Annotated in this window: 13 protein-coding genes; 4 read left to right on the plus strand and 9 right to left on the minus strand. The window is 64.4% G+C overall.

The genetic code is table 11. The annotated features are described in order from the left end of the window. Positions 1–190: 190 nt before the first annotated feature. Positions 191–1006, plus strand: coding sequence for a nucleoside triphosphate pyrophosphohydrolase (mazG, locus tag Q7U29_RS18120; protein ID WP_304743739.1), 816 nt, complete (start codon positions 191–193; stop codon positions 1004–1006). Positions 1007–1141: 135 nt separating this feature from the next. Here mazG and hflX read toward each other — a convergent pair whose 3' ends face one another. From hflX to dusB, 7 genes are all read right to left on the minus strand, one after another. Further along, positions 1142–2515, minus strand: coding sequence for a GTPase HflX (gene hflX / locus Q7U29_RS18125; RefSeq protein ID WP_304743740.1), 1374 nt, complete (start codon positions 2513–2515; stop codon positions 1142–1144). An 11-nt stretch (positions 2516–2526) separates the two neighbouring features. Beyond that, the gene (gene hfq / locus Q7U29_RS18130; RefSeq protein ID WP_006020546.1) at positions 2527–2775 is read right to left on the minus strand and encodes an RNA chaperone Hfq; all 249 of its coding nucleotides are present in this window, start codon (positions 2773–2775) and stop codon (positions 2527–2529) included. A gap of 254 nt (positions 2776–3029) precedes the next feature. Then, a complete protein-coding gene (locus Q7U29_RS18135; protein WP_304743741.1) occupies positions 3030–4400 on the minus strand; it encodes a sigma-54 dependent transcriptional regulator in 1371 nt (456 codons plus the stop codon). 18 nt (positions 4401–4418) lie between these two features. Then, positions 4419–6746, minus strand: coding sequence for a PAS domain-containing sensor histidine kinase (locus Q7U29_RS18140; protein WP_304743742.1), 2328 nt, complete (start codon positions 6744–6746; stop codon positions 4419–4421). Between the two features lie 152 nt (positions 6747–6898). Then, on the minus strand, positions 6899–8341 hold the full coding sequence (gene ntrC, locus Q7U29_RS18145; RefSeq protein ID WP_304743743.1) for a nitrogen regulation protein NR(I): 1443 nt from the start codon (positions 8339–8341) through the stop codon (positions 6899–6901). Positions 8342–8350: 9 nt separating this feature from the next. Then, positions 8351–9523, minus strand: a complete 1173-nt coding sequence (locus tag Q7U29_RS18150; RefSeq protein WP_304743744.1) for a nitrogen regulation protein NR(II) — start codon at positions 9521–9523, stop codon at positions 8351–8353. Further along, the gene (gene dusB, locus Q7U29_RS18155; protein ID WP_304743745.1) at positions 9520–10521 is read right to left on the minus strand and encodes a tRNA dihydrouridine synthase DusB; all 1002 of its coding nucleotides are present in this window, start codon (positions 10519–10521) and stop codon (positions 9520–9522) included. The genes Q7U29_RS18150 and dusB overlap by 4 nt, the downstream gene beginning before the upstream one ends. 281 nt (positions 10522–10802) lie before the next feature. On the opposite strand from dusB, the gene Q7U29_RS18160 reads away from it, so the two are divergent. Together Q7U29_RS18160 and Q7U29_RS18165 are read left to right on the plus strand one after the other, a co-directional pair. Further along, on the plus strand, positions 10803–11999 hold the full coding sequence (locus Q7U29_RS18160; RefSeq protein ID WP_304743746.1) for a bifunctional 2-C-methyl-D-erythritol 4-phosphate cytidylyltransferase/2-C-methyl-D-erythritol 2,4-cyclodiphosphate synthase: 1197 nt from the start codon (positions 10803–10805) through the stop codon (positions 11997–11999). A 1-nt stretch (position 12000) separates the two neighbouring features. Next, complete coding sequence (locus Q7U29_RS18165; protein WP_304743747.1) at positions 12001–12603, plus strand: CinA family protein; 603 nt, start codon at positions 12001–12003, stop codon at positions 12601–12603. 135 nt (positions 12604–12738) lie between these two features. On the opposite strand, the gene Q7U29_RS18170 is transcribed toward Q7U29_RS18165, so the two are convergent. Continuing rightward, positions 12739–13194: a type II toxin-antitoxin system RatA family toxin gene (locus Q7U29_RS18170; protein WP_304743748.1), complete on the minus strand. Its 456-nt coding sequence runs from the start codon at positions 13192–13194 to the stop codon at positions 12739–12741. A 9-nt stretch (positions 13195–13203) separates the two neighbouring features. Further along, positions 13204–14163, minus strand: a complete 960-nt coding sequence (lipA, locus tag Q7U29_RS18175) for a lipoyl synthase (protein ID WP_304743749.1) — start codon at positions 14161–14163, stop codon at positions 13204–13206. A 131-nt stretch (positions 14164–14294) separates the two neighbouring features. Between lipA and Q7U29_RS18180 the strand changes: the two genes are divergently transcribed. Continuing rightward, complete coding sequence (locus Q7U29_RS18180) at positions 14295–14900, plus strand: DNA-3-methyladenine glycosylase (protein ID WP_304743750.1); 606 nt, start codon at positions 14295–14297, stop codon at positions 14898–14900. The last annotated feature ends 650 nt before the right edge of the window (positions 14901–15550 follow it).

The following is a 15550-nucleotide window of genomic DNA, read 5'->3' on the forward strand; positions in this document are numbered from 1 at the left end:
GAATCCTGTCCGCCGGAAAACAGCACCAGCGCGGTTTCGGTTTGGAGTTGGTCGCTCATGGCGTGCCCATAGCACTCATCGACCTCAGGGCCAATCGGTGGAAACATCCGCCTGCCCGGCTCGTTTCGCTGGGACGGCGGCTCCCGTTGCGGCATAAGGCCTGATGTTCTCTCCGGCCTTTGGGTGCGTCATGACCCCTTCCCGCGATATTTCACGCCTGCTCGAAATCATGGCGGCACTGCGCACGCCCGGCAGCGGCTGTCCGTGGGATCTCGAACAGAATTTCGCGACGATCGCGCCTTACACCATCGAGGAAGCCTATGAAGTCGCCGACGCCATCGCGCGCGGCGATCTCGACGACCTCAAGGACGAACTCGGCGATCTCCTGCTGCAGGTGGTGTATCACGCCCGCATGGCCGAGGAGCAGGACGCGTTCGCGTTCGGCGACGTGGTCGAGGCGGTCACGCGCAAGATGATCCGGCGGCATCCGCATGTATTCGCCGACGAGAACGGCCGGTTGACGCCGGTCGGCGTCACCAGCGCATGGGAGCGCATCAAGGCCGAGGAGCGCGCCGAGCGCGCCGCGCGGCGGCCACCTGAGGAAATCTCGCACACATCGCTGCTGTCCGGCGTCAAGGCAGGACTGCCCGCGTTGTCGCGCGCCATGCAATTGCAGCGCAAGGCCTCCAGCGTCGGATTCGACTGGAACGACCCCCGCGAAGTCCTGCGCAAGATCCGCGAGGAGGCCGACGAGATCGAGGCCGCACTGGATAATGGCGACGCCAGGGAGCTTGCCGAGGAAACCGGCGACCTGCTGTTCGCGCTGGTCAATCTGGCGCGCCATGTCGGCGCCGATCCCGACCTGGCGCTGCGCAGCACCAACGCCAAGTTCGAACGCCGGTTTGGCTATATCGAGAAAACGCTGGCGGCCCGGGGAAGTACGCTGGAGCAGGCATCTCTCGAGGAAATGGATGCGCTGTGGGACGAAGCGAAAGGCAACGAATAGAACTATCAACACCGTCGTCCCGGCGAACGCCGGGACCCATACCGCGTGATCCATCGATGTGATGACGATGTTCGACGATCTATCGTAACGATGAACGCCCGGGATTATGGGTCCCTGCGTTCGCAGGGACGACAATTACGAATGCGGTACGGCGTCGAAGCGATTGACGACGATGTCGCGCTTGGTTTCATCGACGCGCACGGTCATGTCGAAGCGGCCGTCGTGAAGCTGCTTGTTGAGCACTTCGGAATTGCGATGCAGCCAGCTGATGCCGGCGCCGTCGGAGGCGTCGATCGACAGGTCCAGCGTCATCCGGGTCGCCGCCAGCCGATGCTCGATCGCCGTCAATAGCGCCTCGACCCCCTCACCGGTCTCGGCCGAAACCAGGAAGCACGGGCGTTCCGGCGGACGGCGGGCGGCGATGTTCTGCAGATTTTCACGCATCTCGGGATCGAAGCGATCGATCTTGTTCCAGACCTCGAGAATGCGGCCGGCGTCGGGATCGATGCCGAGCTGCCGCAGCACGGTATCGACGTCGCGCTGCTGCGCTTCGGCGTCCTCATGCGAGATGTCGCGGACGTGGAGAATGACGTCGGCTTCCAGCACTTCCTCCAGCGTTGCGCGGAACGCCGCCACCAATTGCGTCGGCAAATTGGAGATGAAGCCGACGGTATCCGACAGCATCGCCTTGCCGCCATGCGGCAGATGGAGCGCGCGCAAGGTCGGATCCAGCGTCGCGAACAGCATGTCGGCCGCCTGCACCTCGGCGCGGGTCAGGCGGTTGAACAGCGTCGACTTTCCGGCGTTGGTGTAGCCGACCAGCGCCACGACGCGATACGGCACCCGCTTGCGTCCCTCGCGATGCAGCCGCCGCGTCGCCTGAACTTTACTGATTTCGTTTTCCAGCCGCGCGATGCGATCGCCGATCAGCCGGCGGTCGGCCTCGATCTGCGTTTCGCCGGGTCCCCCCATGAACCCGAAACCGCCGCGCTGCCGCTCCAGATGGGTCCATGACCGCACCAGCCGGCTGCGCTGATAATTCAAATGCGCCAGCTCGACCTGAAGCGAACCTTCCCTGGTCTTGGCGCGCCGGCCGAAGATTTCGAGGATCAGTCCGGTGCGGTCGAGCACCTTGGTGTTCCAGGCCTTCTCGAGGTTGCGCTGCTGGATCGGCGACAGCGCGCAGTCCATCACCACGAGTTCGATGTCGTGCCCGGTGATCAGGCCGACGATCTCCTCGACCTTGCCCTTGCCGAGATAGGTGGCGGGCCGGACCTGGCTGATCGGCGCGATCAGCGCCTCCGCGATCACAAGATCAATGGCACGCGCCAAGCCGACGGCTTCCTCCAGCCGCGCCTCGGAATCACGCATGGCATGCGAATCCATTGGCGCGTCGGGGTCACCGCGACGCACACGCAGATAGGGGCCGATGACAACCACCCGCCCCGATTCTTTGCCCCCTGCCGACCGCGGACGGTCGGCGCCCCCCTCAGGATTTCGGGGTTCCAATCAGATCACTCTCAAGCCGGCGCGTCCTCGCCGCCTTCGAACAGCTGGATCGGAGCGCCCGGCATGATGGTCGAGATCGCGTGCTTGTAGACGAGCTGCGAATGACCGTCGCGACGGAGCAGCAGGCAGAAATTGTCGAACCAGGTGACAATCCCCTGCAGCTTCACCCCATTGACCAGAAAGATCGTCAGTGGCGTCTTGGTCTTACGAACGTGATTAAGGAAGGTGTCTTGTAGGTTTTGTGCGCGGTCTGCCGCCATTGTTTTTGTCCCGCAGTCTTGTTTGCTTCTTTTTATTGAACCGATGGCTGCTCTCTAGCGGAGCGGTTCCCCGGTTGCCGGCTTCCCCTGAGATCCCCCTCCGAGGGCGCGGCGGTATGATTAGAAGGCAGGCGCGCTTTTTAGGCAAGCCAGTTCGCGCCTCAGTCGCACAGAACACTGGTGCAATTCTCCGTAAAAGCACGGAAAGAGATGAATTTTCTCAAGCAAATGCATGGAATGAACGCTGAGGTTACCTAGCCGACGCCGAGCGCCTTGAGCTTGCGATGCAGCGCCGAGCGCTCCATGCCGACGAATTCCGCGGTACGCGAGATATTTCCGGAAAAGCGACTGATCTGTGCGATCAAATAGTCGCGCTCGAATACCTCCCGCGCCTCGCGCAGCGGCAGGCCCATGATGTGTTCGCCATTGTTGCTGGTCGGCATCGCCGGCACCATCGAGCCGACGTCCTGCGGCAACATATCGGCGGTGATGATCACCTCCGGACCGCCGCTCGCCAGAATCATCACGCGTTCGACGTTGTTGCGAAGCTGGCGGACGTTGCCGGGCCAGACGTGCGACTGCAATACCGCCATCGCATCCTGGCCGATCTGGCGCTTGGGCAGCCCGGTCGCGACCGAGATCTGATCCATGAAATAGTCGATCAGCTCGGGGATGTCCTCGCGCCTTTCCGACAGCGGCGGCACCCGGATCGGCACCACCGACAAGCGGTGATAGAGATCCTCGCGGAACCGGCCTTCGGCGATCTCTTCTTCCAGGTTACGCGCGGTCGATGAAATGATGCGGACGTCGACATGGACCTTGGTGGTGCCGCCCGCTCGCTGGAAGGTCTGGTCGACCAGAACGCGCAGGATCTTGTTCTGGGTCTCCCGCGGCATGTCGCCGATCTCGTCGATGAACAAGGTGCCGCCATGGGCCTCCTCCAGCGCCCCCGCCTTGCGCTGCTGCTCGCCGTTGGACTGTTCGATGCCGAACAGCTCGACTTCCATGCGCTCCGGCGTGATCGCCGCGGCGTTGATGACGACGAACGGTCCCTCGGTACGGGCCGATGCGTTGTGCAGGGTGCGGGCCGCCAGTTCCTTGCCGGCGCCGGACGGGCCGACGATCAGGATGCGGCTGTTGGCCTTGGCGGCCCGCTCGATGGTCTGGCGCAGCTGGTTCATGCAGGCCGAGCGACCGGTCAGCACGCTGGCGGCCGGCGCCAGTTGCTTGAGTTCCTTCACCTCGCGCTTCAGCCGCGAGGTCTCGAGCGCCCGGGTCGCCACCAGGATCAGCCGGTCCGACTTGAAGGGCTTTTCGATGAAGTCGTAGGCGCCCCGCTTGATGGCGGCGACCGCGGTCTCGATATTGCCGTGCCCCGAGATCATCACGACAGGCACGTCGGCGTGGTCCTTCTTGATCTGCTCCAGCAGTTGCAGGCCGTCGAGCTTGCTGCCCTGCAACCAGATGTCGAGAAACACCAGATTCGGCCGCCGGTTGGCGATTTCCGCCAGCGCCGAATCGCTGTCGCGCGCGGTCCGGGTTGTGAATCCCTCATCATCGAGAATGCCGGCAACCAGATCCCGAATATCTGCTTCGTCATCGACAATCAGAATGTCATTTGCCATGGGTCGCGCCCTGTCTTGTCAGTTGCCGGTTGCGGCTTCGATTTTTGTTTCATTGTTAGTCGTGTCAGCGGGCTCAATGGTTTCAGGCGCCGGCTGCCTTGTTTCTGCCGCCGGCTCCTTGATCTCCGGCTTCGCTGCGTGGCCCGAGATGGCAAACCGCAGCCGCATCCAGGCGCCGCGCTGCCCCGGCCGGATGTCCGCGGCATCGTGCAGCTCGATCTTGCCGCCGTGGTCTTCCAGAACCCGGCCAACGATGGCCAGACCCAGGCCGGTGCCCTTCGACCTCGTGGTCACATAGGGTTCGAGCAACCGCGCCCGCGCCACCTTGGGCAGGCCGATCCCGTTGTCGATGACATCGATCACGATGTCATCTCCTTCGATGGCGGCAACGACCTCGATCCGGCCCTTGCCCAGCTCCTCCGCCGGGACGGCTTCGATGGCCTCGGTCGCATTCTTGATGATGTTGGTCAGCGCCTGCGAAATCAGCCGCCGGTCGAACTGCGCCCGCATCGGGTCGTCCTTGATCTCGGCTTCGAAGTCGATGTCGGGATTGCCGACCCGCATCAGGAACACCGCCTGCCGGACGGTGTCGGCGACGTCCTCGCCCTCCATGACGGGTTTCGGCATTCGCGCGAAGCGTGAGAATTCATCGACCATCCGCCTGATATCGTCGACCTGCCGCACGATGGTATCGGTGCACTGCTCGAAGATCGCCTTGTCCTCGGTGATGACCTTGCCGAATTTGCGGCGGATGCGCTCGGCCGAAAGCTGGATCGGCGTCAGCGGGTTCTTGATTTCGTGCGCGATGCGCCGGGCGACGTCGCCCCACGCCGAGGTCCGCTGCGCCGAAACCAGCTCGGTGATGTCGTCGAGCGTGATGATATAGCTGTCGCGCGACTGGCTGGTCTGTTCGGCGCTGACCCGCACCGACAGATTGCGCTCGTGGCCGTCGCGGAGAAGGGTGATCTGGCCCTGCACCAGCCGCTGGGTGCCCTCGCGCGCGGTCTTCATCATGTCATCGAGTTCGGGCAGCACGTCCGACAGCGGATGGTCCAGCGTCTCGGATTCCGCGTGGCCGATCAGTTTTTCGGCGGAACGGTTGAGAATACCGACATTGCCGGCGGCATCGACCCCGATGATGCCGGCGCTCGCCGACGACAATACCGCCTCGATGAACCGGCGCCGGCTGTCGATCAGCTCGCTGGCGCCGACCAGTTCGTCGCGCTGCGTGCGCAGCTCCTGCGTCATCTTGTTGAAGGTTTCGCCGAGCTGGGCGAGATCGCCCTCGGACTTGTGAACCGGCACCTGAACATTCAGGTCGCCGGTCGAGACGATATTGGCGGCGCCCATCAGCCGCCGGATCGGCGCCACCAGCCAATTGGCGAAATTCAGCCCGATCAGAACCGAAGCCATCAGGATGGTCAGCGCGATCACCGCGAACATCAGCGCGAGCGCCACCTGGAAGCCGAGCTTGCGCGACTCCATCTGGGCGTATTCGGCGACACTGGCCTGGGTCTGTCTTAGCTGCGCGACCACGCGCGGATCGAGCAGGCGGGCGACATAGAGGAAAGTGTCGTTGAACGCGCGCAGCCGGATCACGGCGGCAACGTAATTCGCCTCGATGAACACGGCGATCTGCGGTTCGGTTTCATCGACGCCGCTGAGGAATTCCGGGGCCGGCGTCGTGAAGGCCTGCGCGATACCGGTTTGCGCGGTCTCCAGGACATTGGGGACATTGTCGATCACCATGGCGCCCGGCAGGTTGCGCGCGGCGGCACTTGCGGTCAGCAGCCGGCGAAAGGTGCCACGGTCCTGGTCGAACAGCGGCCGCGCATTGGCGATGTCGTTGGCCATGCCCAGGATGTCGCCGCGAATGACCTGCGCATGCTCGTGCAGATAGGCGTTGGCCACGATCAGCGAGTTCTGGATCACCTCGCGCGTCGGACCTGAAAACAGCCGGTCGAGGCCGCGATCGATGGTGATATTGGCGACGATCGCCACCAGCACCGCCGGCAACACCGCAATGACGGAGAACAGGCTGACGATCTGGACGTGCAGTCGCGCCGCTGCCCGGCCACGGCGCCGGGCCTGAACCACCTGCCAGACCTCGCGGACGATGATGCCGACCAGGAGCAGGATGGTCGCCGCATTGATCAGCAGGAACGAATAGACCACCTCCCGCGTCGCATCGACCGGCGTCAGGCCCATCAGGACGACGAAAGTGAGGAAGGCCGACAATAGCGCAATAACGACGGCGAACGGCGCCAGCCACCTCCGCAGGGTTGATCCCCTGGATTCAGCAAACGTCGGATCGAACGATGAGGTCGAGGTGTCTGCGCTGGTCATTCCGGCAAGGTGTGAGCTGAAGGCCTAGGTCCGCCGGCAGCGGACTGATGCATTCATATCACAATGTTGCCGAATTGCGACAATTCCGCGGCGTGCCCTCGCAGCGAACTCCGCGGGCTCAATTTATGAACGTATTCCAGATCCCGCAGCCGCTAACTGCCGCTCCGATAGACCTGAATGTCGAGATCCCGGATCTTCTTCCGCAGCGTGTTGCGGTTGAGGCCCAGCAGATCGGCGGCGCGAATCTGATTGCCGCGCGTGGCCGCCAGCGCCGCCGTGAGCAGCGGAATCTCGATTTCCTTGAGGATCCGGTGATAGAGCCCCGGTGGAGGTACGCCGTTGGGAAAGCCCGAAAAATGCGATGACAAATAAGCTTCGACCGCGCCGCCGAGGTTGTCGACGCCGTGCTGGACGCTGCCGCCAGAAGTCACCGCCGGAGGCGCCAGTTCGCCGTCGATGACGGAGCCCGTGATCACGTCCTGTGGATACAAAGCGGCCAACCGGCGCGCGAGGTTTTCAAGTTCGCGCACATTGCCGGGCCAGCGATGCTGCTTCAGGCGTTCCAGCGCCAGCACATCGAGCTTCTTCGGCGGCAATCCGTCCTTCTCGGCCAGCGTGAAGAAGTGCCGGATCAAATCCGGCAAATCCTCGATTCGCTCTCGCAGCGGCGGCAGCCGCAGCGGCACGACGTTGAGGCTGAAGAACAGGTCCTCGCGGAACAGGCCCTGCTGAATCAGGATGCGCAGGTCCTTGTTGCTCGCAGCCACAATGCGCACGTCGGTCTTGATCGGCGTACGGCCGCCGACCGTGGTGTATTCGCCCTGCTGCAGCACGCGCAGCAGACGGGTCTGCGCCTCCATCGGCATGTCGCCGATTTCATCGAGGAACAGGGTGCCGCCTTCGGCCTGTTCGAACCGGCCCGAGGCGCGGGTATTGGCGCCGGTGAAGGCGCCGCGTTCATGGCCGAACAACTCCGATTCGATGAGGTCGCGCGGGATCGCCGCCATGTTGACCGCGACGAACGGGCCGTTGCGCCGCTTGCCGTAATCGTGCAGCGCGCGCGCGACCAGCTCCTTGCCGGTGCCGGACTCGCCGGAGATCATCACGGTGAGGTCGGTCTGCATCAGCCGCGCCAGCACCCGGTAGATTTCCTGCATCGCGGGCGAGCGGCCGACCAGCGGAATCGAATCGAACTCGTTCTCGTCGGGATGGCTGGCCACCCGCTCCTTGGGCTCCGCCAGCGCGCGGCCGACGATGGTGATGAGCTCCTTGAGGTCGAACGGCTTCGGCAGATATTCATAGGCGCCGCGCTCCGAGGCGCGGATCGCCGTCATGAAGGTGTTCTGCGCGCTCATCACGATGACGGGCAGATTGGGGCGCATCTTCTTGATCCGCGGCAGCAGATCGAAGGCGTTCTCGTCCGGCATCACCACGTCGGTGATGACGAGATCCCCCTCGCCCTGGCTTACCCAGCGCCACAACGTCGCCGCGTTCCCGGTCAGGCGCACCTCATAGCCGGCGCGCGAGAGAGCCTGGTTCAGTACCGTACGGATGGCGGTGTCATCGTCGGCTACAAGTATGCTACCTGCGGGCATTGTCATTCCTCATCTGGAGTTCTGTGAGGCATGCGACGGCGTCCCCGGAACGCCGTCGCGGTTGCTTTCGAATTGTTTGGTCGGGTTGAACATCGGCAGCAGCACGCGGAACGTGGTCTTGCGCGGCTGGGATTCGCATTCGATGATACCGCCATGATCGCCGACGATCTTGGCCACCAGCGCAAGGCCGAGGCCGCTGCCGCTCGGCTTGGTGGTGACGAACGGATCGAACAGGTTCGGCAGCAGGTCGTCCGGCACGCCGGCGCCATTGTCCTTGACGCAGAATTCGAGCGGCAGCGACACCCGCGATTTCTTGCCGGGCACCGACAGCCGAACGCCGGGACGGAACGCGGTGGTGAGCTGGATCTCGGCATCGCTGCCGAGATCGACAACCGCCTCGGCGGCGTTCTTCACCAGATTGAGAAACACCTGGATCAGCTGGTCCTGGTTGGCCAGCACCGGCGGCAGCGACGGGTCGTAGTCTTCGACGAAACGGATATTGCGGGCAAAGCCGGACTGGGCGAGCCGCTTGACGTGATCGAGCACGCTGTGAATGTTGACCGGGCCGCGCGCCACCGGCCGGTCGTCGCCGAACACTTCCATGCGATCGACCAGCGTGACGATGCGGTCCGCCTCGTCGCAGATCAGCCGCGTCAGCATGCGGTCTTCCGACGAGGCCGCCTGCTCCAGCAGCTGCGCCGCGCCACGAATGCCGGACAGCGGGTTCTTGATTTCGTGCGCCAGCATCGCGGCCAGCGCGATCACCGAACGCGCCGCACTTCGATGCGTCAATTGCCGGTCCATCTTGTCGGCGATGGTGCGTTCCTGCAGCATCACCACGATATGTCCGGGCCGCTCGGTGAGCGGCGCGACGTGCAAATCGACCTGACGATCGCCGCCGATCCGGGGCGTCCCGAGATCGACCTTGTATTCATTGACCGGCGAACCGCTCGAGCGCACCTGGTCGATCAGCGCCAGCAACGGGCTGCCGAACGGCACCAGTTCCTTCAGCGACTGGCGCTGCAGAAACTGGGTCGAAATCTCGAAAAACGATTCCGCCGCCATATTGGCGTCGATGATCTTGCCGTCGGGCGCGATCAGCAGCACCGGATTCGGCAAGGCGTTGAGGATGGCCTCGCTTTCCGATGGCATCGTGCGGCGGTGGTCTGCGGCTAGACTCATGCAGCAGCACTCCATGCAAAGTCGTCGAATGCATCTTCAAGGGATCGGTGAACGCGGTTCGGATCGTCTGACGTCAATATCTTCTGTCGCCAGGCCCTGAGCGTCGCCGCCGGCGCGCAGCTGTATTGAGAAGCGACTTCCAGCGCCCAGCCGAGATGCTTGCGGGCGTGGCGGAGCCCGATGCGCAGGCCGTAGAGGCTGCAGACTTCATCATAGAGCGCGCGGATATAGTCGAGCTGCTGCGCCAGATCAGGCGCGTCCTCCGGGATGCCCGATTCGAGCCGGCGTCCGATCTGGCCGGGCAGCCACGGCTGGCCCTGCGCGCCACGACCCATCATGATCGCGTCGGCGCCGGACATTTCGAGCGCCGTCACCGCCTTCTCGAACGAAGTGATATCGCCGTTGACCACCAGCGGAATGGCGATCGCATCCCGGACGGCGCGCACCGCGCCCCAATCGGCTTCGCCCTTGTAGAACTGGCAGCGGGTGCGGCCATGCACCGAAATCATCTGTATGCCGGCGGCCTCGGCGCGGCGCGCCAGTTCCGGCGCGTTGAGGGAGCGATCGTCCCAGCCGAGCCGCATCTTCAACGTGACCGGCACTTTCACCGCCGCGATCGTGGCTTCGATCAGCGTCAGGGCGTGATCGAGATCGCGCATCAGCGCGGAACCGGACTGGCCGCCGGTAACGTGGCGGGCGGGACAGCCCATGTTGATATCGATGATGTCGGCGCCGGCGGACTCGGCGATCCGCGCCCCCTCCGCCATCCAGTGCGCCTGGCAGCCCGCGAGCTGCACGACATGCGGACCGATCCCGGTCGCCTCGCAGCGCAGCAGCGACATCGGGCGGCCGTTGACGAGATCATCGCTGGCGGTCATCTCGGAGACGACGAGTCCCGCCCCTAGGGCCGCGGTCTGACGCCGAAACGGCGCGTCGGTGATTCCTGACATCGGCGCCAGCAGGGCCCGGTTGGCGACCGCAATATCACCTATTTTCAATGGCTTAGGATTTGAGGATACCGCAGTCACGGAGTTCTCGTTTTTCTGACTCGCGCAACATTGCGTCCGCCGGGAGCCATTTTGCGCACAAATCTTGTGCAGTCAAGTTCCATGCCTACACTTTAGACAATTCTATCAATTGCGCAAGTGCACTGCAGCAAAATATGCTTTTCCCACAGCTAACGGTAAACGGCCTGTTTTTACGCCCTCGGCATGATAGGGAGGGCGCCAACGGACCTCCGTTCCCTCCTTCAACCTCGAATCGTCAGTAATTAATCCAGATGCCCGGACCTGAGCGGACTGCAGCCATCCTTGTCGCAGCCGGGCGCGGGCTCCGCGCCGGTTCGGGAGGACCGAAGCAATATCGCTCGATCGGCGGGCAAACCGTCATCTTCCGGGCGATGGAGCCGTTCTGCCGCCATCCGCAGGTGTTTGCCGTGCAGCCGGTTTTGAATCCCGATGACACCGCCATGTTCAACGATGCCGTCCGCGAATTGCGTCATGCGCCGCCGACCAATGGCGGCGCGACGCGGCAGGCCTCGGTGCATGCCGGTCTCGAAGCGCTTGCCAGCCAGAGGCCGGATGTCGTCCTGATCCACGACGCGGCGCGTCCGTTCGTGTCGGCGGCGCTGATTTCGCGCGCCATCGACGCCGCCGGCCGCACCGGCGCCGCGGTGCCGGCGATCGCGGTCACCGACACCATCAAGCTGGTCGACGGCAGCGGCAATGTCGAAGCGACGCCGGAGCGCGCGCGGCTGCGGATCGCGCAAACCCCGCAGGCCTTCCGCTTCGACGCGATTCTCGACGCCCATCGCCGCGCCGCGCGCGAGGGCCGCAGCGATTTCACCGACGATGCCGCGCTGGCGGAATGGGCGGGATTGACGGTAGCGACATTTGAAGGCGATCCTGCGAACATGAAACTGACCACCCCTGAAGATTTCGTCCGCGAGGAAGCCCGCCTGGCTGCAGCACTCGGCGATATCAGGACCGGCACCGGCTACGACGTGCACGCCTTTGGCGACGGCGACCATCTGATGATCTGCGGCGTGCGCGTGCCGCACACCCGCGGCTTTCTCGCCCATTCCGACGGCGACGTCGGCCTGCACGCGCTGGTCGTCGCAATCCTCGGCGCGCTGGGGGATGGCGATATCGGCTCGCATTTCCCGCCGAGCGACCCGCAGTGGAAGGGCGCGGCGTCCGACCGCTTTCTGAAATACGCCGTCGACCGCGTCACCGCGCGCGGCGGCCGCATCGCCAACCTCGAAGTCACCATGATCTGCGAGCGGCCTAAAATCGGGCCGCTGCGCGACACCATGCGGGCGCGGATCGCCGAGATCACCGGGCTCAATGTCTCGCGCGTCGCCGTCAAGGCCACCACCAGCGAGCGGCTCGGTTTTACCGGCCGCGAGGAAGGCATCGCCGCCACCGCGAGCGCCACCATCCGTCTGCCTTGGGATTCCAAAGGTTGGAGCGACTGACATGAGCGGCAGCGACACCCGCGCCCTCTCCCGCTCGCTGCTCGATTTGTGCCGGATGCGCAAGCTCACCATTGCCACCGCTGAATCCTGTACCGGCGGCATGGTCGCCGCCGCGCTGACCGACATTCCCGGCTCCTCCGACGTCATCGACCGCGGTTTTGTCACCTACTCCAACGATGCCAAGCGCGCGATGCTCGGCGTCAAGGCCGCGACGCTTGCGAACTTCGGCGCGGTCAGCAAGGAAACCGCGACCGCGATGGCGTTCGGCGCACTTGAGAAGGCCGGCGTCGACCTCGCCGTCTCCATCACCGGCATTGCCGGCCCCGGCGGGGCGACGCCGGGCAAGCCGGTCGGCCTCGTCCATCTCGCGGTCGCCGCGCGCGACGGCCGCATCCTGCACCGCGAATGCCGATTCGGCGCGATCGGCCGCAGCGCGGTGCGGCTGCGCTCGGTGGTCGAGGCCCTGCGCATGCTGACGGAGCTCGCGCGCGGCCCGCAGGCACCCGTAAAACCCCGCCGCCAGACCATGAGCCGGTTGCGTCCCCGCGTCGCCCGCACCCCGCGCCGCAGCGCGGTGAAGCGGCGGCGGCCGCCGCGGGCTTGATTCCTCGTGCCCCGGACGCGGTGCAGCGTCCTTACGCTGCTCCGCAGAGCCGGGGCCCACAGACTGGGGCGATTGGTGGGTCCCGGTTCTGCGAAGCAGCGCTGCGCGCTGCATCGCGCCCGGGACACGAGCGGCTTATCCTTTCCCGTACACCGCATCCGCGCGCTTCTCGAAGGCCGCGGCAAAGCGCTGGAATGCGGTATCGAACATGGTGCCCATCAGCATCGCCAGCATCCGGCTCTTGAATTCGTAGGACAGGAAAAAGCCGACGTCGCAGGCGGTCTCCGATCTCGGCTCGAAACTCCAGCGGTTTTCGAGATTGCTGAACGGCCCCTTCAGATATTCCACCATGATCTTCAAATTGGGACGGTCCAGCGTCACCCGGCTGGTAAAGGCCTCGCGCACCAGTTTGAACGACACCGCCATGTCGGCGACCACGATTTCGGTGCCGTCGGGCCCGGGCGTGCGCTGCCGAATCTTGAGCGAGTGGCACAACGGCACGAATTCGGGATAGCGCTCGACATCGGCGACGAGATCGAACATCTGCTCGGCGCTATGGAGGACGCGGCGCTTGCTGGAGAATTTCGGCATCGAAAAAACTCAGCCGGCTCGCGCCGCGCGCGCGAGGCGAAGCTTCGCGAAATCGTCGCCGGCGTGGTGCGACGAGCGGGTCAGCGGGCTCGCCGATACCATCAGGAACCCCTTGGTATGGGCCACCTTCTCGTAGCCGGCGAATTCATCCGGAGTGACATAGCGCATCACGGCGTGATGCTTGCGAGTCGGCTGCAGGTACTGCCCGATGGTGAGAAAATCGACGTCCGCCGAGCGCAGATCGTCCATCACCTGCAACACCTCGTGGCGCTCCTCGCCGAGCCCGACCATGATGCCGGACTTGGTGAAGATGGTGGGGTCGATTTCCTTGACCCGCTGCAGCAGCCGGATCGAATGAAAATAGCGCGCGCCCGGCCGCACCGTGAGATAGCGCGAGGGCACCGTTTCCAGATTGTGGTTGAACACGTCGGGCTTGGCCTTCGCCACGATCTCGAGCGCGCCTTCCTTGCGCAAAAAATCCGGCGTCAAAATCTCGATCGTGGTCGAAGGGCAGCGCGCGCGGATGGCGCGAATGGTCTGTGCAAAATGCTCGGCGCCCCCATCGGCGAGGTCGTCGCGGTCGACCGAGGTCACCACGAGATGGGCGAGCCCGAGCTTGAAGGTGGCCTCCGCGACATGTTCCGGCTCGGACGCATCGAGTGCGGTGGGCATCCCGGTCTTGACGTTGCAGAACGCGCAGGCGCGGGTGCAGGTGTCGCCCATGATCATGAAGGTGGCGTGCTTCTTGTCCCAGCATTCGCCGATATTCGGGCAGCCCGCCTCTTCGCAGACGGTGACGAGGCCGTTTTCCTTGACGATGGCGCGGGTGTCGGCATAGCCGCGGGTGTTCGGCGCGCGCACCCTGATCCAGTCCGGCTTCGGCGGCGAGAAAGAATCCGGCCGGTTCACCTTTTCGGGGTGGCGGGGACGCAGCGGCGTGGCGGAGATGGTATCGACGACGACGACCATGGAATGTTGATATCCCTTCGAGGCTTAGCTAATCCGCTTGAAGGGGAATCGCAACCGCCCGGCTTGTTGGCAGCCAAGCTTTAGCATATTGCCTTGGCAGACGCATTCCACCCTCCCCAGCCCCGATTTGAATGGCTCGAAGCCGCACCCCCCCGGTCCCGACCGCCGCCGATCCGGGCAGGCCGTTGAAGCGCGCCTTCTTCGCGCGCAGCGTGCATGAGGTGGCGCCCGACCTGATCGGCGCCACGCTGCTGGTCGATGGCGTGGGTGGCGTCATCGTCGAGGTCGAGGCCTATCACCACACCGATCCCGCCGCGCATTCGTTCCGCGGACCGACGCCGCGCAACCTCGTGATGTTCGGCCCACCCGGCTTTGCCTATGTCTATCGTTCCTACGGCATCCACTGGTGCGTCAACTTCGTCTGCGAGAAGGCAGGCTCGGCCAGCGCGGTGCTGATCCGCGCGCTGGAGCCGACCCACGGATTGGCGGCGATGCGCCGGCGGCGCGGCCTGGAAGATGAGCGCGCACTGTGTTCCGGCCCAGGCAAGCTGACCGAAGCATTGGCGATCACCCATGCGCATGATGGCCTCGCGCTCGATACGCCGCCGATCGCGCTGTATGCGCGAACAAAAAAGCCTGACATCGTTGCGGGGCTGCGGGTCGGCATCACCAAGGCTGTGGAATTGCCGTGGCGATATGGGTTGAAGGGCTCGAGGTTTCTCAGCAAGCGGTTTTGAGAACTGGCGTGATGCAGGTGGCGTACTGCCGCTACACCCGGGATCGTCGTCCCCGCGCATGCGGGGATCCAGTACGCCGCGGCTCCCCGGTTTAAGCGCTACCGTCTCTGGGATACTGGGTCGTCCGGTCGAGCCGGACGATGACAGCTGTGGGTGTGTCAGCAAGACGTGCCTTCGCGTTCTCGCGGCGCGTTTCGCCCGAGGTTTGCTCTCAACTTCCCGCCCTCTCCAGTCAGAGGGCGCGGGGAGGCCGGGCGCCCGATGCGCCCGATCGCCGCGTGTGCAATGGTAGTGGGTAGTAAGCACACGCGTTAGTCAGGTCACACCGGAATCACCCGGCACTCCCCGCGCAATGGTTTACGGCTTATAGGTGATCTCCTCGGTGAGCCCTGCACTCTTGCCACCGTCGCCCGCGCTCCTTAGCTGCGAACTTGACACCAGCCTTTGGGGTGTCGGGACCACACGATTTCGCCGTCCACTTCAGGCCCCCTGGTCAGGAGCGCCCTCCGCGTCCACTGCATCCCCGTCCCGCATCGGTGACCTTGCGCAACGCCCCTCTGGATGGGACGGGATGGCTATCGATATAGTTTGATTTTTATTTCTGTAAAACAGAAATCTTTTTTCACTGGGGGCTTGACACGACTTCCGAT

The organism is Bradyrhizobium sp. (genome assembly GCF_030654605.1).
Taxonomy (GTDB): Bacteria; Pseudomonadota; Alphaproteobacteria; order Rhizobiales; family Xanthobacteraceae; genus Bradyrhizobium.